This window comes from Comamonas sp. SY3 (genome assembly GCF_041730275.1).
Taxonomy (GTDB): domain Bacteria; phylum Pseudomonadota; class Gammaproteobacteria; order Burkholderiales; family Burkholderiaceae_C; genus Comamonas; species Comamonas sediminis.
In genome coordinates this window covers 48,762-75,579 of the sequence record NZ_JBGTYN010000004.1, presented here as the reverse complement: position 1 = coordinate 75,579, position 26,818 = coordinate 48,762, and the positions used below count along the sequence as shown (strand labels likewise).

The window sequence follows — 26,818 nt, the reverse complement described above, 5'->3', positions numbered from 1 at the left end:
TACCATGTCTGAATCCTTCCTTCCCCGCTGGCGTGAAGTGCGCCCGGGCGCTGACGATGTCGTCGCGCCTGACGAGCGCCTGCCCTGGCCACAAACCTCGATCATGGGGGTGCAGCATGTCATCGCCATGTTTGGCTCGACCATTCTGGCGCCCATTCTGATGGGTTTTGACCCGAATGTCGCCATTTTGATGAGTGGTGTCGGCACTTTGATCTTCTTTTTGATCACCGGCGGCCGGGTGCCCAGTTATCTGGGATCGAGCTTTGCGTTCATCGGCGTGGTGATTGCCGCCACCGGCTATGCCGGCTCCGGGCCCAATGCCAACATCGGCATGGCGCTGGGCGGCATCATTGCCTGCGGCCTGCTCTACACCTTGATCGGCTTCATCGTGCAGGTGGTGGGTACCGGGTGGATCGAGCGCTTCATGCCACCGGTGGTGACGGGCGCGATCGTCGCGGTGATCGGCCTGAACCTCGCCAGCGTTCCCGTCAAGAACATGGCCAGCAACAACTTCGAGAGCTGGATGCAGGCGATGACCTTTGTCTGCGTCGGCATGGTGGCCGTGCTCACCCGGGGCATGGTGCAGCGCCTGCTGATCCTGGTGGGCCTGATGGCAGCGTCCATCATCTACGCCATCCTCACCAATGGCATGGGTCTGGGCAAGCCGGTGGATCTGTCGGGCCTGGCCTCGGCCGCCTGGATCGGCATGCCCAACTTCTCGGCCCCCCAGTTCAGCCCGCAAGCGATGGTGCTGATCGCGCCGATCGTGATCATCCTCGTCGCCGAAAACCTGGGCCACATCAAGGCGGTGACCGCGATGACCGGCCGCAACCTGGACCAGTACATGGGCCGGGCCTTCATCGGTGACGGCGTGGCCACGATGGTCAGCGGCGGCGTGGGCGGCACGGGTGTGACCACCTATGCAGAAAACATCGGCGTGATGGCCGCAACGCGCATCTACTCGACCGCTGTCTTCATGGTGGCCGGCCTCATTGCGCTGCTGCTGGGTTTTTCGCCCAAGTTCGGCGCGCTGATCCAGGCGATTCCGCTGCCTGTCATGGGCGGTGTGTCCATTGTGGTGTTTGGCCTGATTGCGGTGGCCGGCGCCAAGATCTGGGTGGAGAACAAAGTGGATTTCTCGCAGAACAAGAACCTGATCGTCGCCGCCATCACCTTGATCATCGGCACCGGTGACTTCACATTGAAATTCGGCAGCTTTGCGCTGGGCGGCATCGGGACCGCGACCTTCGGCGCCATCATCCTCTACCAACTGCTCAACCGCAGCGACAAGCGCTGAGCGGCACATCTCCTCAAGCCCGGTTGTCCCGGGCTTTTTTCTTGCGCTAAATTGTTGCAGCGCAACAATAAATGGGCATTGCAGTAGCACTTATCCACAATCGGGTATTCCCGGATCCCAAATGGTTTCGCGTGCAACGACTGCTAAGATTTGCCCGCCTCGCCGCCCGGCCATTGCCGCTGGGCTGCATCTGTAGACAATAACGAAAACACCCTCCCGGAGTCTTCCCCATGTCGTTGAATGACCGCGTGCGCTGCAGCGCGCTGCACTCCCGCATCATGTCCGCTGCCGACGCGGCTGCCCTGATCCCCGCTGGCGCCAATGTGGGCATGAGCGGCTTCACCGGCGCCGGCTATCCCAAGGCGCTGCCACAGGCCATCGCCGCCCATGCCAAGTCCGAGCATGCGGCCGGCCGCCCCTACAAGCTCAATGTCTGGACAGGCGCGTCCACCGCCGCCGAATGCGATGGTGTGATGGCCGAGGCCGGGGCCATTGGCCAGCGGCTGCCGTTCAACACCGACCCGATCGCGCGCAAGGCGATCAATGCCGGTGACATCGACTTCATCGACATGCACCTCTCGCATGTGGCCCAGCACGCCTGGTTCGGCTTTCTGGGCCCCATGCATGTGGCTGTGGTCGAAGTGCTGGGCATCACCGCCGATGGCCTGCTGATCCCGTCGACCGCCGTGGGCAACAACAAGACCTGGCTGGAGATTGCGGACAAGGTGATCCTCGAGGTGAACACCAAGCCGCCCGCCAGGATGGAAGGCATGCACGACATCTACTACGGCACGGCGATCCCGCCGCGCCGCGTGCCCATCCGCATGACGCATGCCGACGACCGCATCGGCGAGGGCTACCTGAAGGTGGACCTGGACAAGGTGGTAGCCGTGGTCGAGACCCACAAGGGCGACCGCGACAATGTGTTTGCCGCGCCGGATGCCAACTCCAACACCATTGCCGCCTCGATCATCGACTTTCTCTCGCACGAGATGAAGATGGGCCGCCTGCCCCAGCAGATGCTGCCGATCCAGTCGGGCGTGGGCAATGTGGCCAATGCGGTATTGGCCGGCCTGCTGACCGGCCCCTTCGACAACCTGCTGGGCTTCACCGAAGTGCTGCAGGACGGCATGCTTGACCTGCTGCGCAGCGGCAAGATGGCGCGCGCCTCGGCCACCGCCATCTCGCTGTCGTCTGCCGCCTACCGCGATTTCGAGGAGAACATCGACTTCTACCGCGACCGCATCATCCTGCGCCCGCAGGAGATCTCGAACCACCCCGAGCTGGTACGCCGCCTGGGCGTGATCGCGATGAACTCGATGATCGAGGCCGACATCTACGGCAACATCAACTCCACCCATGTGATGGGCTCGAGCATGATGAACGGGATCGGCGGCAGTGGCGACTTTGCCCGCAACGGCTTTCTGTCCTTCTTCGTCACGCCCTCGGTGGCCAAGAACGGCCACATCTCCTGCATCGTGCCCATGTGCTCGCATGTGGACCACACCGAGCACGACACACAGATCATCGTCACCGAACAAGGCCTGGCCGATCTGCGCGGCCTCTCGCCCAAGCAGCGCGCCAAGGTCATCATCGAGCGCTGCGCGCACCCCGACTTCCGCCCGATGCTGCAGGACTATGTGGACCGTGCGATGCAGCAGTCGGCCGGCCTGCATACGCCGCACATCCTGACCGAGGCGCTGTCCTGGCACCAGCGCTACCTGGATACCGGCTCGATGAAGACCGCCTGATCCACCCACCCGATCACCCGGACGCCCCGCCAGCCTGCGCTGCGCGGGGCGTTTTGCATCTGTCTCCGACGCAATTGCGGCAGCGGGCGCTGCAGCGCACAATAGCGGCGACCCGATGGCAGCCGCTATCGAAAAGCCGCACCAGCTTTTGAAATAACTGAACATACAGCTATCAAAAGTGAAGCACCTCTACCGCACGTCCTACCCATAACAGCATCGGAGACCAACATGGACACCCTGGAACAGCGCACCATCTCCAAGATCAGCTGGCGGCTCTTGCCGCTGCTGATGGTCTGCTACTTCATCGCCTACCTCGACCGCGTCAACATCGGCTTTGCCGGGGCCAGCATGTCCAAGGACCTGGGCTTCTCCGCCGCCGTCTTCGGCAGTGCGGCCGGCATCTTCTTTCTCTCGTACTTTCTCTGTGAAGTGCCGAGCAACCTGGCGCTGGAGAAGTTCGGCGCCCGCAAGTGGATCGCCCGCATCATGTTCAGCTGGGGCGTGCTGTCGGCCGGCCAGGCCTGGGTGGACAGCGCCACCAGCTTCAACGTGGTGCGCTTTCTGCTGGGCATTGCCGAGGCGGGCTTCTTCCCCGGCGTCATTTTCTACATCACCTTGTGGTTCCCGGCCGCCTACCGCGCGCGCATCGTCGGCTGGTTCATGTTCGCCATTCCGATCTCCACGGTGATCGGCGCGCCCATCTCCGGCTTCATCCTCGACATGGACGGCATGGGCGGCATGCATGGCTGGCAGTGGCTGTTCATCCTGGAGGCGCTGCCGGCGATCTTCCTGACCTTCGTCGTGCTGTTCTACCTGCCCGATGGCCCACAGGACGCCAAGTGGCTGACCGACGAAGAACGCGCCTGGCTCGCCCAGACCCTGGCGGCCGAACGCCAGAACCGCGAATCCATCCACAAGATCTCCTGGAAGCAGACCCTGCTCAACCCCAAGGTGATCGCGCTGGGCTTTGTCTACATGGGCATCACCGTGCCGCTCTACGGCCTGGGCTTCTTCCTGCCGCAGATCATCAAGGGCTTTGGCGGCCTGTCCAATGTGCAGGTCGGCTTCATCAACGCCTTCCCCTATCTGGTCGGCGCCATCGCGATGATCTTCTGGACACGCGGCTCCGACCGCATGAAGGAGCGCAAATGGTTTGTGCTGATTCCGCTGGCCTGCATCGTTGCCGGCCTGCTGATCGCTGCCAACACCGCCGCACCGGTGCCCAAGATGGCGGCGGTGACCCTGGCTGCGTTTGGCATCTTCAGCGCGCTGCCCACGTTCTGGACCTTGCCCACCGCCTTCCTGAGCGGCACCGCTGCGGCAGCGGGCATCGCCTGGATCAACTCCATCGGCAACCTGGGTGGCTACATCGGCCCCACGATCTTTGGCACGCTCAAGGACAAGATGGGCAACGATGTCTACGCCGTGATGTTCCTGGCATCGCTGGCCGTTGTCGCGTTTGCGCTGGTGTTCTTCATGCGCCATGACACCCGCGCCGAAGGCTTTGATGTGAAGGCTCCGGCCCACTGAAGAGCGGGCCCGCCTTCCCCCAAAAAACAATGCGCCCTCGGGCGCATTGTTGTTGGTGCGATGGTCTTCTAGATCTGAAAATCCACCGTCGCCGCCTCGCCCGCCGCAGGCCGCAGGCGTGCGCTGTCCGCCTCCGCTGCGCCGCCTCCCTTGCCATGCAGCGCAATATCGGCACCGTTGAGCGAGCGTGCACAGCTCGCTGCAAACAGCAGGATCGCGGACGAGAAATAGATCCACATCAGCAGCACCACCAGCGAGCCGGCAGCGCCATAGGCCGATACGACGGCTGCAGTGGACAGATACCAGGCCAGCACCTGCTTGCCGATGGTGAAGAGGAAGGCGCCGATCGCAGCGCCGGCAATCAGAAAGCGCAGCCGGGGCTTGGTGCCGGTGCCGATGCGCATCATGCCGACGAACAAGGTCACGGTGATGAGGAAGGACACCGTCTCATTGATGACGCCCAGCAGCATGCCGGGGGCCTCCACATGCAACACGGCGCCGGCCCAGCGCGTGGTCATGCTCAGCATCGTCGTGATGACCAGCGAGATCAGCATCAAGAAGCCCAGCACCAGGATATAGCCCAGGCCCCGCACACGCTGCACCAGCGAATACCACCACGGGGTATCGCTCTTGTCAACCGCCTCGCCATGGTTCCACAGCCGCTCCAGCGAAGTCTGCAGTTCCACGAACACCCCGGTGGCCCCGGACAGCAGCATCACAAAACCAATGGCCGAGGCAATCAGGCCCTGTGATTTGGTTTGCGCGCTCGACAGCGCGCCACGCACCACATCGGCCACCTGCGCGCCCATGATGTCCTCGACCTGGTGGATCAGGTTGCTCTCGATGTAGGAGCGGTCCAGCCACCAGCCCAGCACGCCCACCAGGAGCAGCAGCAACGGTGCCAGGCTCAGCATGCCGTAGAAGGACATGGCCGCACTCATGCGCAGACCGTCGGCCGCCAGCCATTGCTGGGCGGCATCGTAGAAAGGGCGGAAAGGGTTGAGCTTGTGCTGCACCCGCTGGGCGAGCGTGGAGTCTTGGTTCACCATCGCCTGATTCTGGCATTGAAGGGCGGCAGGCCGGTGTCAGCCATCGGCCATAGCTGGCCGCCCTGTGCAATGTTGACATTCCGCAGCGGCGCGCTGGCCCTGCGCTGCGCTCAATGCCGGTGGTGCACCTGCTGCAGGCCGTAGACCGGGGTAGGCAGCCCCTCTTGCCGCGCCTTGAGCTGCAGCGCCAGGTACAGCGAATAGTGGCGCGACTGGTGCAGATTGCCCCCGTGGAACCACAGCTGCGGCTGCTGGGTGGGCTTCCACATATTGCGCTGCTCGCCCTCCCAGGGGCCTGGGTCCTTGGTGGTGTCCGATCCCAGGCCCCAGACCTTGCCCACCCTGTCGGCCACCTCCTGGCTGATGAGGTCGGCCACCCAGCCGTTCATCGAGCCATAGCCGGTGGCATAGACCACCAGGTCGGCCGGCAGCTCGGTGCCATCGCTCAGCACTACGGCGTTTTCAGTGAGGTGGCTGATGCCCTTGTTCTTGCCCGCCTGCAACTTGATGCTGCCGTCGATCACCAGGTCGCAGGCCCCCACATCGATGTAGTAGCCCGAGGCGCGGCGCAGGTACTTCATGAACAGGCCCGATCCGTCATCGCCGAAATCGAGCATGAAGCCCGCCGCTTCCAGCTTGCGGTAGAACTCCGCATCGCGCTCGCGGATGCGGTCGTACAGCGGCACCTGGAAGTCGGCCATGATGCGGTAGGGCAGTGACGCAAAGACCAGGTCTGCCTTCTTCGTGGTCATGCCGCTGGCCACGGCGCGCTCGGAGTACAGATCGCCCAGGCCAATGTCCATCAGCGAATCGGAGCGCACGATGTGCGTGGACGAGCGCTGCACCATCGTCACATCGGCGCCATGCTCCCAGAGTGCGGCGCAGATGTCGTGGGCCGAGTTGTTGGCCCCGATCACCACCACCTTCTTGCCGGCATAGGCCTCGGGCCCCGAATGCTGCGACGAGTGCTGCTGCTCGCCCCGGAAGCGCTCCTGGCCTTCGATGCGGGGGATGTTGGCCTTGCCCGACATACCGGTGGCAAACACCAGCTGCTTAGGGCGCAATACCATCGTGCGGCCCTCGCGCTCCACCGTCACTTCCCACTCCTGGGCAGCCTCGTCGTAGCGCGCGCCCAGGCATTGGGTGGACGACCAGTAGTTCACCTCCATCACCCGGGTGTACATCTCCAGCCAATCGCCAATCTTGTCCTTGGGCGCAAACACCGGCCAGTGCTCGGGAAACGGAATGTAGGGCAGGTGGTCATACCAGACCGGATCGTGCAGGCACAGCGATTTGTAGCGGTTGCGCCATTGGTCCCCCGGGCGCGGTTGCCGGTCGATGACGATGTGCGATACGCCCAGCTGGCGCAACCGCGCACCCAGCGCAATACCGCCCTGGCCGCCGCCAATCACCAGCACATAAGGCTGGCGGCTCTCGCCCAGGGTCTCGGCCTCTTCCTGCTGGCGGTCCAGCCAGGTCTTGCGGCCCCGGCGTATGCCATGCTCGGCGCCCATCGGGCGGCGCATCCCCTGCGCTTCTTCAAAGCCCTTGAGCTCCTGGATGGTGGTCAGCAAGGTCCAGATGCGGCCATCGCGGATGCGCAGATGGCCCAGGCCCCGTGCATGGCGCGCATCCACCACCAGCCAGGCGCTCAGCACGCCATCGGCCTCCGTCACCTCTTCGTTCGGGTCCAGCTGCAGCAGCAACGGCGCGGCGGCGTCCAGCTGCGCGGCCAGCATGTCGGCCACCTGTGCCGGGCCTTCGCAGGTCTTGAGGTTCCAGGTCAGCAGCACCAGGTCGCGCCAGAAGCAGTCTTGGGCAAACAACTGGCTGGCCGCCGCAAAATCGCGGGCGGCCAGCGCCTGGTTGAGCTGGTCCAGCAGGGCCTGGGCGCGGGCGGCAGGTGCGTCTGCAGCCGTGGGGGTGGCATCCGGGGTGGCCGGGGTAGCGGTTGTCATGGCTTGTCTCCTTTTTTGGGCAATATCGCAGCGGCTCTGCGGCCGCAGCGTCAGCGTTTTTGCAAGCCCCATGCCAGGCGGCCATGCTGCACTGCAACCTCCTTGGGCCAGGGCGGCACGCTGCGGGTTTGCCTGCAGCGCGCTGGCGCAGGCACTGCGGCAGCCGATGCAACACCTGTTGCAAGCGCCCTTTTGCACTGCAGCATCTGTTGCGGGTAAGCCTGATTGGCAGCGCCAGGGTACAGGCACAGAATCAGCCCGGTGATTGCAGGAGACCCGCCATGCCCATCCACAGCTATACCGCCCATGTCCAGGAGCTCGAAGCCTTTGGCATGGGCTACCCGCTGCACGGAGAGGCGCGCGACCGGGCTGTGCTGGGCAGCTGGCGCCGCTGCATTGACCAGCACCGGCTCGACCCGAGCCGCACCAGCGAAGCCCATATCGTGCCCGCCGGCCAGCTGCGCGCCCACCGCGAAGAGTCCGAACCGCTGATCCGCATTGCCCGCAGCGGGCTGGAGCGCCTATACCAGCAGCTCAAGGGCCTGGACTATGTATTGCTGCTGGCCGACCGCCATGGCGTGGCGGTGGATTTTCTCGGCCATGACAGCGATGCCAGCGACCTGCGCAGCGCCGGCCTCTACCTGGGCGCGCAGTGGCGCGAGGATGTTGCCGGCACCTCGGCCGTGGGCACGTGCCTGGCCACCGGCGAAGCGCTGACGGTGCACCAGAGCGACCATTTCGACTTCACCCATACGCGCCTGTCGTGCACCGCCGCGCCCATCTACGATCTGCAAGGCCAGCTCGCTGCGGTGCTGGACCTGTCGCTGCTGCGCTCGCCCGCCGCCCGCGCCAGCCAGCAGATGGCGCTGCACCTGGTCACCGCCGCCGTGCGCCGGGTAGAGCTGGCCAATTTGATGGCCCAATCGGGCAGCGACTGGGTGCTGCGCCTGGCGCAGTCGCCGGATTTTCTCGATGTCGATGCCGATGCGGCGCTCAGCGTCGATGCGCGCGGCCGCATCCGCGCCATGACCCATGCCGCCAGCCGCATGCTGGCCTCCATCGCCGGGCTGAACTGGCGCCAGCAACCGCTGCTGACCGGCCAGCCGCTGGGCCGCTTTTTTGACACCGACCTGCAGGCCCTGCCGCAGCTGATGCGCAACCGCCCGGCGCAAGAGCGCATTCTGCGCGCCCGTGATGGCAGCATCTGGTTTGCCCATGCGCTGCCACCCCAGCCGCGCAGCAGCGCGCAGGCCAGCCCGCGCCCCAGCCTGCCCGCGCCGCTGCAGGCGCTCAACACCGGCGACGCTGCGATGGGCCAGGTGCTGCACAAGGCCGCCCGGCTGGCGCCGCAAGACCTGCCGGTGCTGCTGCAGGGCGAGACCGGCAGCGGCAAGGAATTTCTGGCCCGCGCGCTGCATGCCGCCAGCGGCCGCAGCGGTGCCTTTGTCGCCATCAACTGCGCTGCCATCCCCGAGGCGCTGCTGGAGAGCGAGCTGTTTGGCTACCTGCCCGGCACCTGGACGGGGGGCGCGCACAAAGGACGCGCCGGCCTGGTCGAGGCCGCGCACCAGGGCAGCCTCTTCCTCGATGAAATCGGCGACATGCCGCTGGCGCTGCAGGCCAAGCTGCTGCGTGTGCTGTCCGAGTCGGAGATCACGCCCTTGGGCGCGCGTGCGCCGCAAAAGGTGGATATCCGGGTCATCTCCGCATCGCACCGGCCGCTGGCCGAGCTGGTGCGCAGTGGCCAGTTCCGCGCCGACCTGCTCTACCGCCTGAACGCCGCCGAGCTGCAGCTGCCCGCCTTGCGCGAGCGCAGCGACCTGCTGGCCCTGGCCGAGCACATGCTCGCCGCCATAGGCTGCAGCCTGCGCCTGAGCGCGCCCGCACAGGCCGCCCTGCGCGCCCACCGCTGGCCCGGCAATCTGCGCGAGCTGCACAATGCGCTGCGCTACGCCGCCGCGCTGGCCGAGCAGCAGATCGACCTGGAGCACCTGCCCGATGCGCTGCAGTGCAGCCCGGCAGTGGCGCAGGGGCAGGACGCGCTCAGCGAAGCAAGCTTGGCAGGCGCCGCATGCGGCGGCCATGCCCTGCATGCCCCCACGCTGGAACAGGTGCTCGCCCAGTGCCAAGGCAATGTCTCCGAAGCCGCCCGCCTGCTGAGCGTGAACCGCTCGACCATCCACCGCCGCATCCAGCGGCAACAGCTCAGCCGGGTGTTTGCCAGGCAGGACGGCGAGCGACCCTAAGAGTTCTTGTCGCGTGATGTGGCACCCGGGCCTGGGCAGCAAGACCCCCCGTAGTGACCAGCGCCTGCGCGTCCTCGGTTAGGCTGGTGCCACCACCACCCTATCGCGTTGCTTGCCCATGCCCCGACACCGCTTTAACGTCTTTGGCCGCATCCTCGATCTGGAGCCCTGCCCCAGCGGCTGGCGCTGCTATGCCGTCGGCCAGGATGGCAAACGCGCTCCGGTCCAACTGGCGGTGCCCGCCGATCTGCCCGCGAGCGATCTGGGGCAGTACCTCTACGATATCTACCATGAGCTGGCGGCGGGCAGCCGGGGGGATGTGGTGGAGATTTCTGTTCCAGGTTCCAAAGGGGTCTAGCGCGGTACATAGGCGGCTGCCTGATGGGCCTCAGCCCTTTTTCTGGCGTTGTTTGAGTTTGCTCATCAAAGCTTGGAGATCGGCCTCATCCTGCTGGTCGGCCTGAATTGCTTCACGCATTCTGCGGTCTTGGTCGAACTGCTGGTATAGCGCATCGGTGCGCGCTTCCATCTGGTCGTGGGTGATCGTGCCAGCGTGGTTGAGCAAGGGAAAGCCATTGGAGGTAATGATCTGATCGACGTTCTGCTTCCAGAAAGCCATCGGCGTCTCACGCTTGCTCTTGGCCCGAAGTTCAGCGGTTTCCAGGAAGATGACCACCAACCGGTTCAAGGTGTCAACTTCATCTTCGCTCAGGTAGTTCTTGGCCACAACAATGTCTGCTTTGCGGACTTTGTCGCCCTTCCAAGTCAACAGGCCGAAATGCGGATCCGCCGAATCTGCCCGAGCCATGATCAGCTCGGCAGCGGTCTTGTCGGTCACAGCAAAGATCAACAGGTTCTGCACTGTCGCAAAAAACACCTGCGTTGCCTTGTCCGTTTTGTCGTAGTCGCTGGACAGCGCGAAGAGATCTCTCACCTTTTGGTAGAAGCGCTTTTCCGAGGCCCGAATGTCGCGGATACGGGCCAGCATTTCGTCAAAGTAATCTGGGCGACCATCCGGGTTCTTCAGCCGCTCGTCATCCATCACAAAGCCCTTGGTCAGATACTCCTTCAGAATGGTGGACGCCCAGCGGCGAAACTGCACCCCGCGTGGCGAGCGCACGCGGTAGCCGACCGCCAGAATGGCTTCGAGGTTATAGAGCTTGGTAAGGTAGTTTTTGCCGTCGGAGGCAGTTACCGAGGATTCCTCGGTAACTGAAGACGCCTCGATTTCCTCGTCAGCAAAGATGTTCTTGAGATGCAGCCCAATATTGTCGGTACTCACGTCAAATAGCTGGGCCATTTCACGCTGTGTGAGCCAGACCGTTTGGCCTTTGGTCCGCAGCTTGATCTGGCTGCGACCGTCTTCTGTAGTGTAGAGAATGAAGTCGCTCATGCTGCCTCCTTCTGGGATGGAAATAGCCGCCAACTACGCATGCAGTCAAGGCTGTCTTCATAGGTCAGCCTGCCCATACAGCTGTATTCGATGTGCTTTTTTTCGACGACCAGACTTAGGATTGCACAAGGCATATCGTGGAAGGAGAAAGATGAAGGCATGGACGCAAATCAACGAAGCGGGCGAATCCGCTAGATTGTGACAGGCCACTCCAGTCCGCAAGTTGGCTACTAGCCACGGTTCTGGAATGATACGTTCTGTCCGGGTAACTTTGCATCCTGCGCTGAAACATACGCAGCGCCCTAGCAACAAAAAAGCCGCGCAACCCAAAGGCTGCGCGGCGCTTGGCCGCCGTCCAAAAGACGGCTTAGTCGATGCGCGCAATCACTGCGCCAGCGGCCTGGTAGCTGCCCGCTTCCACCTTCAGGCTGATGCGGCCAGCGCGGGGGGCGTTGATCTGCATTTCCATCTTCATGGCTTCCATCACGGCGATCAGCTCACCCTCTTGCACGGTGGCGCCGTCAGCGACCTTCCAGGTGGTGAGGGTGCCGGCGGAGGCGGCCGTGACGGCCTTCTCGTCCACGGCTGCTTCCGCAGGCGCTGGGGCAGCGCCAGGGGCCGACAGGCCGGACAGCAGGGAGGCGGGCAGGCCCAGCATCACGCGGCGGCCGTCGAGCTCGATGGCCACGCGCTGCAGGCCAGCGGTGGCGGCAGGCTGGGGACGGGTTTCGGGCTGGGCATCCCACTGGGGCATCAGCTCGGTTTCGATCCAGCGGGTGTGCACACCAAAGTGCTGGCCGTTGATGAAGTCGGCATGCGCCATCACCGCTTCATGGAACGGCAGCACGGTCGGCACGCCTTCGATCTTGAACTCCTTGAGCGCGCGGCGTGCGCGTTGCACGGCCACCTCGCGGCTGGGGCCCCAGACGATCAGCTTGGCCAGCATCGAATCGAACTGGCCCGCCACCTGCGAGCCCGATTCGACACCGCTGTCGACGCGCACGCCGGGGCCCGATGGGGCCTCGAAGCGGGTCACCAGACCGGGGGCGGGCAGGAAGCCACGGCCCACGTCTTCGGCGTTGATGCGGAACTCAAACGCATGGCCGTGGGGGGCAGGCACCGTGGTGTCGGCCAGCACTTCGCCTTCGGCCACGCGGAACTGCAGGCGCACCAGGTCGGTACCGGTGGTCTCCTCGGTCACAGGGTGCTCCACCTGCAAGCGGGTGTTGACCTCCAGGAACGAGATCGCGCCGCCCTGGCTCAGCAGGTATTCCACCGTGCCAGCGCCCACATAGCCAGCGGCCTGGCAGATCTCGCGGGCCGATTGGTGGATGCGTTCGCGCTGCGCGTCGGTCAGGAAAGGCGCTGGTGCTTCTTCGACCAGCTTCTGGTTGCGGCGCTGCAAGGAGCAGTCACGCGTGCCCAGCACCCGCACATTGCCGTGCTGGTCGGCCATCACCTGGGCTTCGATGTGGCGCGGCTTGTCCAGGAACTGCTCGACAAAGCACTCGCCGCGGCCAAAGGCGGTCACGGCCTCGCGCACCGCCGCGCCATACAGCTCGTCGATGTCCTCGGCCTTCCAGATCACCTTGATGCCACGGCCACCACCGCCGAACGCGGCCTTGACCGCAATCGGCAGGCCATGGTCACGCGCAAAGGCATGCACCTCGGAGACATCCTTGACCGGCTCGGGCGTGCCTGCCACCAGCGGCGCACCCACGCTCAGCGCCAGCTTGCGCGCCTGCACCTTGTCGCCCAATTGCTCGATGGCCGAAGGCGGTGGGCCCACCCAGGTCAGGCCGGCACCGATCACGGCGCGGGCAAAGGCGGCGTTTTCGGACAGGAAACCGTAGCCTGGGTGCACCGCATCTGCGCCGCTCTTTTGCGCCACTGCAATCAGCTTGGCGATGTCCAGATAGGTCTCTGCCGGGCGTTGGCCTTCAAGCGCATAGGCCTCATCGGCCATGCGCACATGCAGCGCGTCGATATCGGCATCGGCATACACCGCCACGCTCTTGAGGCCGTGGTCCGTGCAGGCACGGATGATTCGGACGGCGATCTCGCCTCTATTAGCAATCAGAACTTTTTTCATAGCTATATCCATTCAAGAACGGGCGCGCACGCCCTGTTCAACACTCAGCCCACCAGGTCCGCGAAGGGCGCCAGGGGGCGGAATTGCAGCCAGCCACCGACGGGCACTTGCGCGGCCAGGTCCAGGTGGTAGGAGGCAATGCAGGCGATGACCGGGTAACCACCGGTCAAGGGGTGGTCAGCCAGGAACAGCACGGGCTGGCCACTGGCGGGCACCTGGATGGCGCCCAGGGCCGTGCCCTCGCTGGGCAGCTCCTGGGTTTGGCTGCGCACCAGTGCCTCTTCACCGCCCAGGCGCAAGCCCACGCGGTTGGACTGGGGGGTGACCTGCCAGCGCTGCGCGGCAAACAGGGCCACTGCCTCGGGGGTGAACCAATCGGTACGCGGGCCCATGACGACATCGAGCACCACCGTCTCACCGGCCTTGGGCAGTGCAGGCGGGTTCAGATCAGGGTCTTGAACCGCAGCGGCATCGCGTGCATCGCCGACGGCCAGCGTTTGGCCGGTGGTCAAGGCGGCAGGGCCGATGCGGGCCAGGGTGTCGGTGCTGGTGCTGCCCAGCACGGGCTCCACCAGCCAGCCGCCGCGTACCGCCACATAGCTGCGCACGCCGCTGTCGGGCTCGCCCAGCTGGATCACATCGCCATCATTCAAGGCAATGGCCGCATTGCGTTCGGCCTGCCAGGCAGCGCCGCTGGCGCTGCGCACGGTCAGGGGGCCGGTGGCGCCAGTAACGGCTACCACGGTGGCCCCCAGGCTTTGCAGTTGCAGGCCTGCGGCGACGGACTCCAGCACCGATTGGCGCGCATCGTTGCCCACCAGGCGGTTGGCACGGCGCATCGCGCCCTGGTCCAGCGCACCGGCGGCCGATACGCCCTGGCCCGCCTGGCCGGCGCGGCCGGCGTCCTGCACCAGGGTCTGCAAGCCGGTGGCACGCACACGCATGCCGGCGCCGGTATGCTCGGCCGCTGCGGGGGCCTGGGCCTGCGCCGCAGATTGCTGCTGGAGCAGCGCCTGGCCAGCCGCGGTGCTGGCATCGACAAAACGCACCAGCATGCCCGGCTGCAGCAAGGCAGGCGGGTTGCGCAGCAGGTCCCACATGGGCACCTCGGTGCGGCCCAGCAGCTGCCAGCCGCCGGGGGTGTCATTCGGATAGACGGCACTGAAGGTGCCGGCAATCGCCACCGAGCCCGCAGGCACCTTGGTGCGCGGCGTGCTGCGGCGCGGCACGTTCAGGCTTGGGTCGCCACCGGTCAGGTAGGCAAAGCCGGGCGCAAAGCCGCAAAAGGCCACGCTGTAATCGCTACCACTGTGGCGGCGAATCAGCTCGGGCACATCAATGCCCAGGATCTGCGCCACATCGGCCAGGTCCTCGCCGTCGTAGTGCACGGCAATCTCGACACGCTGGCCAGCGCTGCGGGCCTGGCGGCCCAGGTGCAACGCAGCCATATGGCGCTGCAGGTCGGCAGCACTGGTCTGCCAGCGGTCGAACGAGACCAGGATGGTGCGCGCAGCGGGCACCAGCTCCTGCACGCCAGCGGGCAGCTCGGCCTGCAGTGCGGCCAGCAGGTCCAAGGTGTGCTCCAGGTCCTGCAGCTCCACCAGCATGCTCTGGTCGCTCACGGGCAGAAAGCGCATCGTGCGGTCGTCGCTCATGCGCCCGCCTTGTCCATGAAGGAGCGGATCTGCACACCTGCGGCCTGCAGGTGCTCGCGCACCGCCTTGGCCATGGCCACCGCGCCGGGGCTGTCGCCATGCACGCAGATGGAATCGGCCTGCACCTCGACCACGGAGCCATCATTGGCCTGCACCGTGCCTTGCTGCACCAGCTGCAGCATACGCTGGGCGACCATCTCCGGGTCGTGCAGCACAGCGCCTGGCTCGCGGCGCGATACCAAGGTGCCTTGCGGGGTGTAGCCCCGGTCGGCAAAGGCCTCGGCAATCACCGTAAGGCCCGCTTCACGCGCCCATTGCATCAGTGGCGAGCCGGCCAGCACCACCAGTGCCAGCTGGCCGCCAACGGCCTGCATGGCCTCGATCACGGCAGCGGCCTGGCGGCGGTCCTGGGCGATGGTGTTGTACAGCGCGCCATGGGGTTTGACATAGCGCACCGTGGTGCCAGCCGCAGCGGCCAGGCCTTGCAGTGCGCCAATCTGGTAGATCACATCGCTCACCAGGTCGGCATGGGCCACATCCATGTTGCGGCGGCCAAAACCGACCAGGTCGCGGTAGGCCACATGGGCACCGACCACGACGTTGTTGGCCTTGGCTTTTTTCAAGGTATCGAGAATGCCAGCCGGATCGCCTGCATGAAAACCGCAGGCCACGTTGGCGCTGCTGACGATGGACAGCATGGACGCATCGTCGCCCATGGTCCATGCACCCAGGCTCTCGCCCAGGTCGCTGTTCAAATCCATGGTGAGGGACATGGTGCTACCTTTCTTATGAATTTCAGTGGAGTTGGCCTGCGCTCAGCTGCAGATCCTGCTGCTGGGGATCATGCCGCAGCACGGCCGCAATCAGCGCTTCAATACCCTTGCACTGCGTCTCCACCGCCATGCTGGGGGCGCCCGGCAGCGCCGCTGCCATCTCGGGCAGGTAGGGCACATGCACAAAGCCGCCGCGCGTCTGTGCCCAGGCAGGCACCGTGTTCAGGCGGTGCATCAGGCCGTAGAAGACATGGTTGCAGACAAAAGTGCCGGCGGTGTTGCTCACCTCGGCGGGCACACCGGCTGCGCGCATGGCAGTCACGGCCTGCTTGATGGGCAGGCGCGCAAAATAGGCCGCAGGGCCATCGGGGGTGACGGCCACATCGATGGGCTGCTGGCCGGCGTTGTCGGCAATGCGGGCATCGTCGACATTGATGGCCACGCGCTCGATCGACAGGGCCGTGCGGCCGCCGGCCAGGCCCAGCGCAATCACCAGGCTGGGCTGGTGCTGCTGCAGGGCTGCGTCCAGCGCATCCAGCGCCTTGCCAAACACACAGGGCAGCTGCACGCCAGCCACGCGCGCACCGTCAATGGTCTTGCCATCGAGCCTGCGGGCCACTTCCCACGCGGGGTTGAGGGGGGCTTTGTCAAAGGGCTCAAAGCCCAGCACCAGTACGGTTGTGTCAGTCATGCAGAGGTCCTGTGGGTGGCGGCGGTCAGTGGTTCATCAAAAAGTACAGCAAAAACACGTTGCAGACCAGGATGCCCAGCGCCGTAGGCACCTGCGCCTTGATAACGGCATTGCGGTCCGGCAGCTCCAGCAGCGCCGCCGGCACGATGTTGAAGTTGGCCGCCATCGGTGTCAGCAAGGTGCCGCAGTAGCCCGAGAGCATGCCCACCGCGGCCATGATCGCTGGATCACCGTGGTACACATTGATCAGCACGGGCACGCCGACGCCGCCGGTCATCACCGGGAAGGCCGCAAAGCCATTGCCCATGATGACGGTGAACAGCGCCATACCGACCACATAGACCACCACCGCCACAAAGCGCAGGTCCATGTTGATGTAGGTGGTGGTCACATGGGCCACGGCCTTGCCAACACCCGCATCGGAGAACACCAGACCGAGCATGCCCAGCATCTGCGGCAGCACCATGGCCCAGCCCATCGCATCGACCAGGCGGCGCGATTCGCGCAGCGATTGCACTGGCGATTCGCGGGTCATCTTGCAGGCCATGGCCGCACCAATGATGCAGCCCAGTGCCAGGCTCACCAGGGTGGCGTTCTTGGGGTCGATCAGGAAGTTGCCGCCGATCTTGAAGTCCTTGAGCAGCACGCTGCCGATCACGGTGACCACCGGGATCGCCAGCGCCGGCACAAACAGCTTGTTCTTCAGGCGCAGTGCGCTTTCCTTGTTCTCGGCATCGCTGCGCACTTGCGGCTTGCCACCGCCCACGCCCTTGACGAGCACGATCAGCGCCAGCACGACCACGCCGGCACCCACCACTTCAGGCGGCATCTTGTCGCCCAGCAGGAACATGACCGCATACAGGCCCCAGAACAGGCCGGTGGTCCAGCGCTTGGGGTTGCTGGCATCGAGCAGGTTGAAGACGGCCACGGCCGCCATGACCAGGCCGGCCAGCCAATAGACTTGGGTGATGCTGAAAATCATGCTGCACCTCCTTCACGGGTGGTCGATGCTGGGGCAGGCGCGTTGGCCATTTCCTTGGCGATGTACTGGTCCAGACGGCGCAGGCGGTAGGCATGGATCAGGAACGCGCAGATGGCAGTGGGGATACCCCACACAGCCACATGGATCGGCTCGACGTCAATACCCGCCTCATGCAGGAAGGTGGTCATCAGCACGATCGCGCCAAAGGCCACAAAAATATCTTCGCCAAAGAACAGGCCGACGTTGTCGGTCGCGGCGCTGAAGGCACGCAAGCGGTTGCGCAGTGCTTCGGGCAGCTTGCCGTAGCGGGTTTCGGTCGCGCCTTCAGCCATGGGGGCCAGCAGCGGACGCACCATCTGGGGGTGGCCACCCAGGCTCGTCAGGCCGATGGCAGCGGTCAGCTGGCGCGCGGCCAGGTAGACGATCAGCAGGCGGCCGGTGGTGGCCGACTTGATCTGGCCAATCCAGTTTTGCGCATGCTGACGCAGACCATGGCGCTCCAGCAGGCCGATCACGGCCAGCGGCAGCACCAGGATGAGCGGCAGATTGCGGGTTTTGACAAAGCCCGTGCCCAGTTCGGCCAGTACCTTTTGGACCGGGAAGCCCGCCAGTGCAGCGGTGACGATCGCCGTCACCACCACCACCACAAAGGGATTGAAACGCAGGACGAATCCCACGATGATTACAGCCACCCCGAGGAGGGGCCAGAGGTTGACGATTGAGCTGTCCATGACAATACAAGGTTTGTTATAGGCACGGCCCCCAGGGACTGGGCACCGCATAGTTTTTGTTCAACAACCTATGTGTTTCACCAATGGTGAATGACAGTTTGTTGAACAATACAAAAGTTTAGCCAAACAAAATCAGCTTTCTCACCGGGAAAACCCGTACACATCTGCTTTCAAATAGCGATGTAGGCGAAATACCCGTCTTTATGGCGAAGCAAATCGCCACAATGGCCGTTTCACCGGCGCGGGGCAATGCGCTGGGCCGGGCGGCAGGCCACCGCTATCATGTGTATCAATCTCTGACTACCTGCGATCGCCATGAATGTTGCACTGCCTACCCTCTCGCTCAATGACCGCGTGGCCGAGCAGATTCGCGAGCGCATCGTGCGTGGGGAATTCCAGCCCGGATCACGCCTGTCCGAAGTAGCACTGAGCGAAAGCCTGGAGATCTCGCGCAACACCTTGCGCGAGGTGTTCCGGCTGCTGACCAAGGAAGGGCTGCTGCGCCATCTGCCCAACCGGGGCGTGTTTGTCGCGATCCCGTCGATGGCTTCCATCATGGATATCTACCGCGTGCGCCGCATGATTGAGTGCCAGGCGCTGCAGCAGGCCATACCGCAGCACCCGGCGCGCAAGGAGATGCGCGAAGCCGTCGCTGCGCAGAAGCAGCTGCGCGAGGCCGGCCGCTGGGTGGAGGTGGGCACCGGCAATATGCGGTTCCACAAGGGCGTGGTGGCACTGGCCGACAGCGAGCGGCTCAACACCCTGTTCTCGCACCTGCTGGTGGAGCTGCGCCTGGCGTTTGGCATGCTGGGCGATGCCGAGTTCATGCATGCGCCCTACATCGACCTGAATGCCAACATCCTGGAACGCTTCGAGGCCGGGGACATGGAGCAGGCCGCCAAGCTGATGCATGACTACCTGACCCATTCCGAGCGCGTCCTGCTCAGCGTCTATGCCCGCCGCATGAGCGATGCGGGCATGGTGCTGTGATACCGGCCTTGTGCAGCCAGACGCTGGGGGCATCAGCGGGCTGACGTTGAAGTCCTGGCGGCCATGAGCAGCTTCTCAGCACTGGATCGCCGCAGTTCTGCGCTGCTCGAACCGCCGAGGGCTGCAGCGCACGCCGGCACACCCGCATTGCCTGCGCGTTGCAGCAACTGCGTGTGATCGATAGCATCAACAGCCTTGACGCCCCCCCCTCCCCTTGGACCGGCAGGCATTCATCAGCCCCTTGCCGGTGCGCAGGGATTGCCAGCCTGGTGGAGGATGTGCGCCTGACAGTGGATGAACGGCAGCGAACAGGAGACCCTGCAATGATTGAACAAAAAATGCTGATTGGTGGCGAGCCTTGCAACGCGGGCAATGCGGCGACGGTAGAACGAAAGAACCCGCTCGATGGCACCGTCGCATCCCGCGCCCCTGCCGCCACCGTGGCCGATGCCGTGCGGGCCTGCGAGGCCGCAGCAGCGGCCTTCCCGGCCTGGGCACAGCTGGGGCCCGGCGCGCGGCGCGCGCTGCTGATCAAGGCTTCTGAGACCCTGCACGCCAAGGGCGATGCCATTGCCGCAGCGATGGCATCCGAGACGGGGGCTTCGGGCCACTGGGCGGGCTTCAACGTCCATCTGGCCAGCAACATGCTGCTGGAGGCGGCATCCCTGACCACGCAGATCAGCGGCGAAGTCATCCCCTCCGATGTGCCAGGCAGCCTGGCCATGGCGGTGCGCCAGCCCGCCGGGGTCGTGCTCGGTATCGCGCCGTGGAATGCGCCGGTGATCCTGGCCGTGCGCGCCATCGCCACCGCACTGGCCTGCGGCAATACGGTCATCCTCAAAGGGTCGGAATGGTGTCCGGCCACACACGGTCTGGTCATGGAGGCGCTGCAGGATGCCGGCTTGCCGCCCGGTGTGGTGAACTTCGTGACCAATGCGCCAGAGGACGCGGCCAGCATCGTCGAGGCCATCGTTGCCCACCCGGCGGTGCGCCGCGTCAGCTTCACCGGCTCAACGCGCGTGGGCCGCCTCATTGCGCAAACCTGCGCCCGCCACCTCAAGCCCGCGCTGCTGGAGCTCGGTGGCAAGGCGCCCTTCATCGTGCTGGACGATGCCGACCTGGAAGCAGCCGCCCGCGCCGCCAGCTTCAGCTCTTTTGCCAACTCGGGGCAGATCTGCATGTCAACAGAGCGTTTGGTGGTCGACCAGCGCGTGGCCGACGCCTTTGTCGCCAAGCTGGCGGCCAGGGCTGCGGCGCTGCCCTTGGGCGATCCGCGCCAGGGGCCGGTGGTGCTGGGTTCGGTGGTGGGCATGGCGACCGTGGAGCGTTGCAACGCCCTGATCGACGATGCCGTCGCACAAGGCGCCACCATCATCTGCGGCGGCAAGGCCGACAGCACGCTGATGCCTGCAACTCTGCTGGACGGCGTGACGCCAGCGATGCGCATCTACCACGAAGAGAGTTTTGGCCCGGTCAAGGGCATCGTGCGCGTGAACGGCGAAGACGAGGCCATTGCCTGCGCCAACGACAACGCGTTCGGCCTGTCATCGGCTGTGTTCACCCGCGACACCGCACGCGGCTGGCGCGTGGCAGCCCGCATCGAGGCGGGCATCTGCCACATCAACGGCCCCACCGTGCACGATGAAGCGCAGATGCCGTTTGGGGGCGTCAAGGATTCAGGCTATGGCCATTTTGGCGGGCGCCAGGGTATCGATGCCTTCACCGACACCCGCTGGATCACCATGCAAACCACCGAGCGCCAGTACCCGTTCTAAACCCGATGGCCAGAACGGGCCGTGGCTGGCAAGGCGTCTTAGGCCGCAGCGGGGTAAAACAGCTTGCGCGCCGTCGCGCCCTGCACTGCCTGGGCAATCGCGCCAATGTGGTCGGGCGTGGTGCCGCAGCAGCCGCCCACGATGTTGACCAGGCCTTCGTCGGCAAACTCATGCACCAGGCGGCTGGTGATGTCGGGCGTCTCGTCAAAGCCGGTATCGCTCATCGGGTTGGGCAGGCCGGCATTGGGGTAGCAGCTGATGAAGGTATCGGGCGCGGCCTTGGCCAGCTCCTGCACATAGGGGCGCATCAAGGTGGCACCCAGCGCGCAGTTCAGCCCGATCGACAGCGGGTTGGCATGGCGCACGCTGTGCCAGAAGGCCGTCACCGTCTGGCCCGACAGAATGCGGCCCGAGGCATCGGTGACGGTGCCGCTGATCATGATCGGCAGCACCTCGCCGGTCTGCTCAAAAGCCTCATCGACCGCAAACAGCGCTGCCTTGGCGTTCAGCGTGTCAAAAATCGTCTCGACCAGGATCACATCGGCGCCGCCTTCGATCAAGGCCAAGGTCTGCTCCAGGTAGGCCTGGCGCAGTGCCTCAAACGTCACGTTGCGCGCGCCCGGGTCGTTCACATCGGGGCTGATGGAGGCGGTCTTGGGCGTGGGGCCCAAGGCGCCGGCCACATAGCGCTTGTGCTCGGGCGTGCTGTACTTGTCGCAGGCCGCACGCGCCAGCTGGGCGCTCTTGAGGTTCATCTCATAGGCCAGGTCGGCCATGTGGTAGTCCTCCTGGGCAATCGTGGTCGCGCCAAAGGTATTGGTCTCGATCAGATCGGCGCCAGCGGCCAGGTATTTTTCGTGGATGTCGCGGATCACATCGGGGCGGGTGAGCGAGAGCAGCTCGTTGTTGCCCTTGACGTCGTAGCCAAAGTCCTTGAAGCGCTCGCCCACGCTGCCCGGGCCACTGTAGCCTTCGCCCCGGTACTGGGCCTCGCCCAGCTTGAAGCGTTGGATCATGGTGCCCATTGCGCCGTCGAGGATGACGAGGCGCTTGGCCAGGGTGGCGGGCAGTTCTTGGGCTCGGGTGTAGCGGGGCAGTGACATGGCGGCCATTGTAGGGCGGCGCCCACCGGCGCGTGGCGGCCGGGCGTTATTTGCCATACCGGCGCTGGTTGTATCGCGCCGGGGTGGCCGCCATGCACCTGCACCACAAAACAGCCCGTTACCGCCCCACAAACCCCGCGCTGCCGTTGCAGCGCCCCAAAACGCGCACAATAGCGCTTTGCGCCTGCGCCCCGGCTCCGTGTCAGGGCGGCCCTTCTGGCCTGTTGACGATACCCCGCTTGCGCGGCCCTTTCAGGGGGCTGGCACAGCTGCCTTCTCTAGCAATTTGTGACTTCCCTCGCCCACACCGTTTTGCAGGATGCCTTTGGCTATGCGCATTTTCGCGGCTCGCAGCAAGCCATTGTTGACCATGTGATTGGCGGCGGCGATGCGCTGGTGCTGATGCCCACCGGCGGCGGCAAAAGCCTGTGCTACCAGATCCCGGCCATCGTGCGCCAGCAGCAGGGCCACGGCACCACCATCGTCATCTCGCCGCTGATCGCACTGATGCACGACCAGGTCAGCGCCATGCACGAGATCGGTGTGGAAGCCGCCTTCCTCAACTCCACCCTCGACTACGACCAGACCCGCGATGTGGAGCTGCAGCTGCTGTCGGGCGGCATCACCTTGCTGTATGTGGCGCCCGAGCGGCTCAACACCCCGCGTTTTCTGGGCCTGCTCGATGAGCTGCATGCGATGGGCAAGCTGGCCTTGTTCGCCATCGACGAGGCCCATTGCGTCAGCCAGTGGGGGCACGACTTTCGGCCTGAGTACCGCGAGCTGACCGTGTTGCACCAGCGCTATGCCGGTGTGCCGCGCATTGCGCTTACCGCCACAGCCGATGCGCTGACCCGCGCCGACATCGTCGAGCGCATGCAGCTGGAATCGGCGCGCGTCTTCATCAGCAGCTTTGACCGCGCCAACATCCGCTACACCATCGTCGAGAAAAAAGACGCCACCGCCCAGCTGCTGCGCTTTATCGAGCGCGAGCACGATGGCGACGCGGGCGTGGTCTACTGCCTCTCGCGCAAAAAGGTGGAAGAGGTCGCGCAATCGCTGTGCGATGCCGGCATCAACGCCCTGCCCTACCACGCCGGCCTGGGTGCCGAAATTCGCCAGCAGAACCAAAGCCGCTTTCTGCGCGAAGAAGGCATTGTGATGGTTGCCACCATCGCATTCGGCATGGGCATCAACAAGCCCGATGTGCGCTTTGTCGCCCATGTGGACATGCCCAAGAACATCGAGAGCTACTACCAGGAAACCGGCCGGGGCGGGCGCGACGGCCTGCCTGCCGATGCCTGGATGGCCTATGGCTACCGCGACGTGGTCAGCCAGCGCAGCATGATCGACGAGAGCCCGGCGGGCGACGCCTTCAAGCAGGTGATGCGCGGCAAGCTCGATGCGCTGCTGGGCCTGGCCGAGGCCACCGACTGCCGGCGCGTTCGCCTGCTGGCGTATTTTGACGAGGTCTATGGCCAGGGCGGCGACTACGACTCGGCCCACCCCGAGGCCTCCGCCGCATCGGCCGAGAAGGCGCCGCGCTACCGCTGCGGCAACTGCGACAACTGCCTGAGCCCACCCAAAACCTGGGACGGCACCGATGCCGCGCGCAAGCTGCTGTCCACCATCTACCGCGCCCATTCGGCCAGCCAGATCACCTTTGGCGCCAGCCATATCCTCGACATCGTGCGCGGCAAGGAAACCGACAAGGTGCGCCAGTTTGGCCACCAGCAGTTGAGCACCTTTGGCCTGTGCCAGGACTACACCGAACCCCAGCTGCGCGGCGTGCTGCGCCAGCTGCTGGCCATTGGCGCCCTGGCCACCCACAAGGTGCAGACCGAGGCCGGCTACAGCTTCGAGACCCTCACCCTCTGCGACGGCTCACGCGCCGTGCTGCGCGGCGAGCAAACCGTGGAGCTGCGCGAAAGCACCGCCGAGCGCAGCCCCAGCAAGCGCCAGCGCAGCACCAAACCCGCCGTCGCCGCCCAAAACCTGGGCCCCGACGAGCAGGTCCGCTTCATCAACCTCAAGGCCTGGCGCACCGAAGTGGCCAAGGAGCACAACGTGCCCGCCTACGTCGTCTTCGCCGACGCGACCTTAGCGGCCATCGCCCAGCGCAACCCGCAGAGCCTGGATGAGCTGCAGGGCGTGAGCGGGATTGGTGTGAAGAAGCTGGAGGCTTATGGGGAGGCGGTGTTGAAGGTGTGTAGCGCCGACTAGTCCCACATATTGTTGTTGCAATGCAAACAAAGTAGAACCGGTGCTTCTATTTTGTAAAGCTATGATCTAATGCCGTTTTGATTGTTGAAAACTATTAACGGAAGGATGGACATATGCTGAAAAAATGGATTGCAATCGGCGCTCTGCTGGGCAGCAGCATGGCCCAGGCTTACATGCCCCAGTCGGGCACCTGGGTGGTTACCAGCGAACTCAATGGCAAGCCCGGTCGCGGCTTGGCTATTGATGTGCAGGGCCAGACACTGGTCATGCAGATGTATGCCTACGACGCCTCCGGCAACGCCACCTTCTATCTGACGTCCGGTGCTTACAAGAACAACCAGTATTCCGGCACCTTGAACAAGTACCGTGGCGGCCGCTACCTGGGCAGCAGCGAACGCATTGGGCAGGAGAACGGCAACGATGGTGTCGTGTCGATGCGTTTCGAATCCGGCACCAAGGGCTACATCAGGTTCCCCGGCGAAGCAGAAAAGGAGATCTCCCGCTTCAGCTTCGGCTATGACAAGAGCCCGCAAAGCCTGTATGGCATGTGGTTGTTCACCCCGTTGGGGACCAGCACTCCCCGGTCGGATGTGGTCAAACTGCAAAAGCTGGTCGCGGGAAGCGGGTATGGCACCGGCTTTGTGACGACGGCAGACAATCGTTTCGCTTGCGAAAATGTGACCAGCGGCCCGAATGCAGGCTTGGTGGTCTGCATCAAGTTCAACATTGCCGATCGCGTGGAACAGGTCTACTACTTCGACTACAAGGTCAATGATGGCGAAGGCTATACAGGCACCTCGGCAGCTACCGCCACCAACCTGCTGATTGTTCGCCGCCTGACCACCAGCACTGATGACGGTACCGGAATCACGTTCAAGAGCGACGAAAACGCCCCACCCGCCGATCTCGATGCGCTGCGCCAGGCTTTTGAAGCTGTTGTGGCAGAGCCTATCGAGCAATAATCCCTCACGGCACCGCTCTCCAAGAAGCCAGCAGCCACCCAGGCTTGGGTGCTGCTGGCTTTTCTGCTGGTGAGCAAAACGCTCATCCATCGCGTACGGTGGACCCGACTCCGCAAGCCCAGCGCTACACTCAGCCACCATGCCAGCCTCTCAGCCCAGCCGCCTGTCCATCCGCGCTCTGCAAAGCCCCATCAGCGGGCCCTGCTCGCTGGAGTTGGGCGCAGGCGAATGCATCGCCGTCATGGGGGCATCGGGGGCGGGTAAATCGGTGTTGTTGCGGCTGATTGCCGACCTGGATCCGGGCAGTGGCGAGGTGCTGCTCAACGGCCAGCCGCGCAGCACCTTCAGTGGGCCTGCGTGGCGCCAGCAGGTGATGTACCTGGCAGCTGAGCCGGCCTGGTGGGGGCCATCGGTGATGGAGCATTTCCCGCAGGGTTCGCAATCGGCGCTGCTGGAGATGGCCAGCGAACTGGGGCTGCGCCAGGGGTTCTTCGATATTCCGCTGGCCCAGCTATCCACGGGCGAGCGCCAGCGCCTGGCCTTGCTGCGCGGGCTATTGCGCCAGCCCCAGGTGCTGCTGCTCGATGAGCCCACGGCTGCGCTCGATGACACGTCGGTCGCTGCGGTGGAGCAATTGCTGCAGCGCTGCCAGCAGCAGGGCTTGAGCCTGCTGTGGGTGACCCATTCGCAGGCCCAGGCGGCCCGCATCGGCCAGCGCTGCATGCAACTGGTAGACCACCAGCTGCTGCCGATGGAGGCTGCGCAATGAACCCGGCCATCCATCTGCAGCCCAGCGATCTGCTGGTGGGCGCGGCGCTGGTGCTGGCCGCTGCTGCCGCATCCTGGGCGATGCGCCTGCAGCTGCAGCGCCAGGTGCTGTGGGCATCGCTGCGCATGGGGGTGCAGCTGCTGCTGGTGGGCTATGTGCTGCGGCTGGTGTTCCAGCAGGCGCACCCGGGCACCACCTTGGTCGTGGTGCTGGTGATGGTGGCCGCTGCCGCGCGCGAGGTCGCGGTGCGGCCGCACCAGCGCCTGTCCGGCGGGGGCAACTACCGCATTGCGGGCCTGGTGGTCGCGCTGTCGAGCCTGTCGACCGTGGTGCTGGCGCTGATGACCGCCGTGCGGCCCGACCCCTGGTTTGATGCGCGCTATGCGATTCCACTGATGGGCATTGTGCTGGGCAGCGTGCTCAATGCCGCCAGCCTGGGGCTGGACAGTTTCTTTGACGGCGTGCGCACCGGCCGCGCCGCCATCGAGGCCCAGCTGGCGCTGGGTACTCCCTTGCGCCGGGCGATGGCGCCGCACACCCGTGCGGCCATCCGCCGGGGGCTGATCCCCATCATCAACCAAATGTCGGCCGCCGGGCTGATCACTCTGCCGGGCATCATGACCGGCCAGATCCTGGGCGGCATGGACCCGCTGGAAGCCGCCAAATACCAGATTCTGCTATTGCTGCTGCTGACCTTTGCCGGCGCGCTGGCCGCTGCCGGCAGCGTGCTGCTGGCCGCCCGGGCGCTGGGCGACGAGCGCCAGCGCCTGCGGCTGGACCGGCTGAACGCCACACGCTGACCGGCTTTTGCGTTGCAGCTGCGCCGTTCCTAGAATGGAGGAACACATCTG

At 64.8% G+C, this 26,818-nt stretch carries 21 protein-coding genes; 11 read left to right on the top strand and 10 right to left on the bottom strand.

What is annotated here, in order from left to right; all coding sequences use genetic code 11:
- Positions 1–4 precede the first annotated feature (4 nt).
- The 3 genes from ACCQ08_RS06950 to ACCQ08_RS06940 all read left to right on the top strand — a co-directional run bounded on the left by ACCQ08_RS06950 (position 5) and on the right by ACCQ08_RS06940 (position 4,578).
- Complete coding sequence (locus ACCQ08_RS06950) at positions 5–1,297, top strand: solute carrier family 23 protein (RefSeq protein ID WP_239810101.1); 1,293 nt, start codon at positions 5–7, stop codon at positions 1,295–1,297.
- A gap of 230 nt (positions 1,298–1,527) precedes the next feature.
- A complete protein-coding gene (locus tag ACCQ08_RS06945; protein WP_239810100.1) occupies positions 1,528–3,048 on the top strand; it encodes an acetyl-CoA hydrolase/transferase family protein in 1,521 nt (506 codons plus the stop codon).
- A 228-nt stretch (positions 3,049–3,276) separates the two neighbouring features.
- Complete coding sequence (locus tag ACCQ08_RS06940; RefSeq protein ID WP_312453183.1) at positions 3,277–4,578, top strand: MFS transporter; 1,302 nt, start codon at positions 3,277–3,279, stop codon at positions 4,576–4,578.
- Positions 4,579–4,646: 68 nt separating this feature from the next.
- On the opposite strand, the gene ACCQ08_RS06935 is transcribed toward ACCQ08_RS06940, so the two are convergent.
- On the bottom strand, positions 4,647–5,627 hold the full coding sequence (locus ACCQ08_RS06935) for a YihY/virulence factor BrkB family protein (RefSeq protein WP_312414394.1): 981 nt from the start codon (positions 5,625–5,627) through the stop codon (positions 4,647–4,649).
- A gap of 110 nt (positions 5,628–5,737) precedes the next feature.
- A complete protein-coding gene (locus tag ACCQ08_RS06930) occupies positions 5,738–7,585 on the bottom strand; it encodes a flavin-containing monooxygenase (protein ID WP_373449304.1) in 1,848 nt (615 codons plus the stop codon).
- 281 nt (positions 7,586–7,866) lie between these two features.
- On the opposite strand from ACCQ08_RS06930, the gene ACCQ08_RS06925 reads away from it, so the two are divergent.
- A complete protein-coding gene (locus ACCQ08_RS06925; RefSeq protein ID WP_373449303.1) occupies positions 7,867–9,831 on the top strand; it encodes a sigma-54-dependent Fis family transcriptional regulator in 1,965 nt (654 codons plus the stop codon).
- Positions 9,832–9,949: 118 nt separating this feature from the next.
- Positions 9,950–10,189 carry a hypothetical protein gene (locus ACCQ08_RS06920; protein ID WP_239810095.1) on the top strand — a complete coding sequence of 80 codons (240 nt, stop codon included), beginning with the start codon at positions 9,950–9,952 and terminating at the stop codon, positions 10,187–10,189.
- Positions 10,190–10,219: 30 nt separating this feature from the next.
- On the opposite strand, the gene ACCQ08_RS06915 is transcribed toward ACCQ08_RS06920, so the two are convergent.
- From ACCQ08_RS06915 to ACCQ08_RS06885, 7 genes are all read right to left on the bottom strand, one after another.
- Positions 10,220–11,224, bottom strand: coding sequence for a virulence RhuM family protein (locus ACCQ08_RS06915; protein WP_373449302.1), 1,005 nt, complete (start codon positions 11,222–11,224; stop codon positions 10,220–10,222).
- Positions 11,225–11,591: 367 nt separating this feature from the next.
- Positions 11,592–13,316, bottom strand: a complete 1,725-nt coding sequence (locus tag ACCQ08_RS06910; protein WP_373449301.1) for a biotin carboxylase N-terminal domain-containing protein — start codon at positions 13,314–13,316, stop codon at positions 11,592–11,594.
- Positions 13,317–13,360: 44 nt separating this feature from the next.
- Positions 13,361–14,953 carry a carboxyltransferase domain-containing protein gene (locus tag ACCQ08_RS06905; RefSeq protein ID WP_373449441.1) on the bottom strand — a complete coding sequence of 531 codons (1,593 nt, stop codon included), beginning with the start codon at positions 14,951–14,953 and terminating at the stop codon, positions 13,361–13,363.
- Positions 14,954–14,967: 14 nt separating this feature from the next.
- Positions 14,968–15,744: a LamB/YcsF family protein gene (locus tag ACCQ08_RS06900; protein WP_230773897.1), complete on the bottom strand. Its 777-nt coding sequence runs from the start codon at positions 15,742–15,744 to the stop codon at positions 14,968–14,970.
- Between the two features lie 22 nt (positions 15,745–15,766).
- Positions 15,767–16,435, bottom strand: a complete 669-nt coding sequence (gene pcp, locus ACCQ08_RS06895) for a pyroglutamyl-peptidase I (protein WP_373449300.1) — start codon at positions 16,433–16,435, stop codon at positions 15,767–15,769.
- Between the two features lie 25 nt (positions 16,436–16,460).
- Complete coding sequence (locus ACCQ08_RS06890; protein ID WP_239810092.1) at positions 16,461–17,417, bottom strand: DUF979 domain-containing protein; 957 nt, start codon at positions 17,415–17,417, stop codon at positions 16,461–16,463.
- The gene (locus tag ACCQ08_RS06885) at positions 17,414–18,148 is read right to left on the bottom strand and encodes a DUF969 domain-containing protein (protein ID WP_312414411.1); all 735 of its coding nucleotides are present in this window, start codon (positions 18,146–18,148) and stop codon (positions 17,414–17,416) included. The genes ACCQ08_RS06890 and ACCQ08_RS06885 overlap by 4 nt, the downstream gene beginning before the upstream one ends.
- 315 nt (positions 18,149–18,463) lie before the next feature.
- Between ACCQ08_RS06885 and ACCQ08_RS06880 the strand changes: the two genes are divergently transcribed.
- On the top strand, positions 18,464–19,138 hold the full coding sequence (locus tag ACCQ08_RS06880) for a GntR family transcriptional regulator (RefSeq protein WP_230773904.1): 675 nt from the start codon (positions 18,464–18,466) through the stop codon (positions 19,136–19,138).
- 323 nt (positions 19,139–19,461) lie between these two features.
- Positions 19,462–20,913 (top strand): aldehyde dehydrogenase, encoded by a 1,452-nt coding sequence (locus ACCQ08_RS06875; RefSeq protein WP_373449299.1) that lies wholly within the window; start codon positions 19,462–19,464, stop codon positions 20,911–20,913.
- 38 nt (positions 20,914–20,951) lie between these two features.
- Here the strand turns inward: ACCQ08_RS06875 and ACCQ08_RS06870 are convergent, their stop codons facing one another.
- Positions 20,952–22,016, bottom strand: coding sequence for a homocysteine S-methyltransferase family protein (locus tag ACCQ08_RS06870; RefSeq protein ID WP_239810089.1), 1,065 nt, complete (start codon positions 22,014–22,016; stop codon positions 20,952–20,954).
- Between the two features lie 288 nt (positions 22,017–22,304).
- Between ACCQ08_RS06870 and recQ the strand changes: the two genes are divergently transcribed.
- The 4 genes from recQ to ACCQ08_RS06850 all read left to right on the top strand — a co-directional run bounded on the left by recQ (position 22,305) and on the right by ACCQ08_RS06850 (position 26,767).
- Entirely contained in the window at positions 22,305–24,236 is a 1,932-nt protein-coding gene (recQ, locus tag ACCQ08_RS06865; RefSeq protein ID WP_373449298.1) for a DNA helicase RecQ, read from the top strand.
- A gap of 113 nt (positions 24,237–24,349) precedes the next feature.
- On the top strand, positions 24,350–25,198 hold the full coding sequence (locus tag ACCQ08_RS06860; protein WP_312453191.1) for a hypothetical protein: 849 nt from the start codon (positions 24,350–24,352) through the stop codon (positions 25,196–25,198).
- Between the two features lie 139 nt (positions 25,199–25,337).
- Positions 25,338–25,967, top strand: a complete 630-nt coding sequence (locus ACCQ08_RS06855) for an ATP-binding cassette domain-containing protein (protein WP_373449297.1) — start codon at positions 25,338–25,340, stop codon at positions 25,965–25,967.
- Positions 25,964–26,767: an ABC transporter permease gene (locus tag ACCQ08_RS06850; RefSeq protein ID WP_373449296.1), complete on the top strand. Its 804-nt coding sequence runs from the start codon at positions 25,964–25,966 to the stop codon at positions 26,765–26,767. The genes ACCQ08_RS06855 and ACCQ08_RS06850 overlap by 4 nt, the downstream gene beginning before the upstream one ends.
- Positions 26,768–26,818 lie beyond the last annotated feature (51 nt).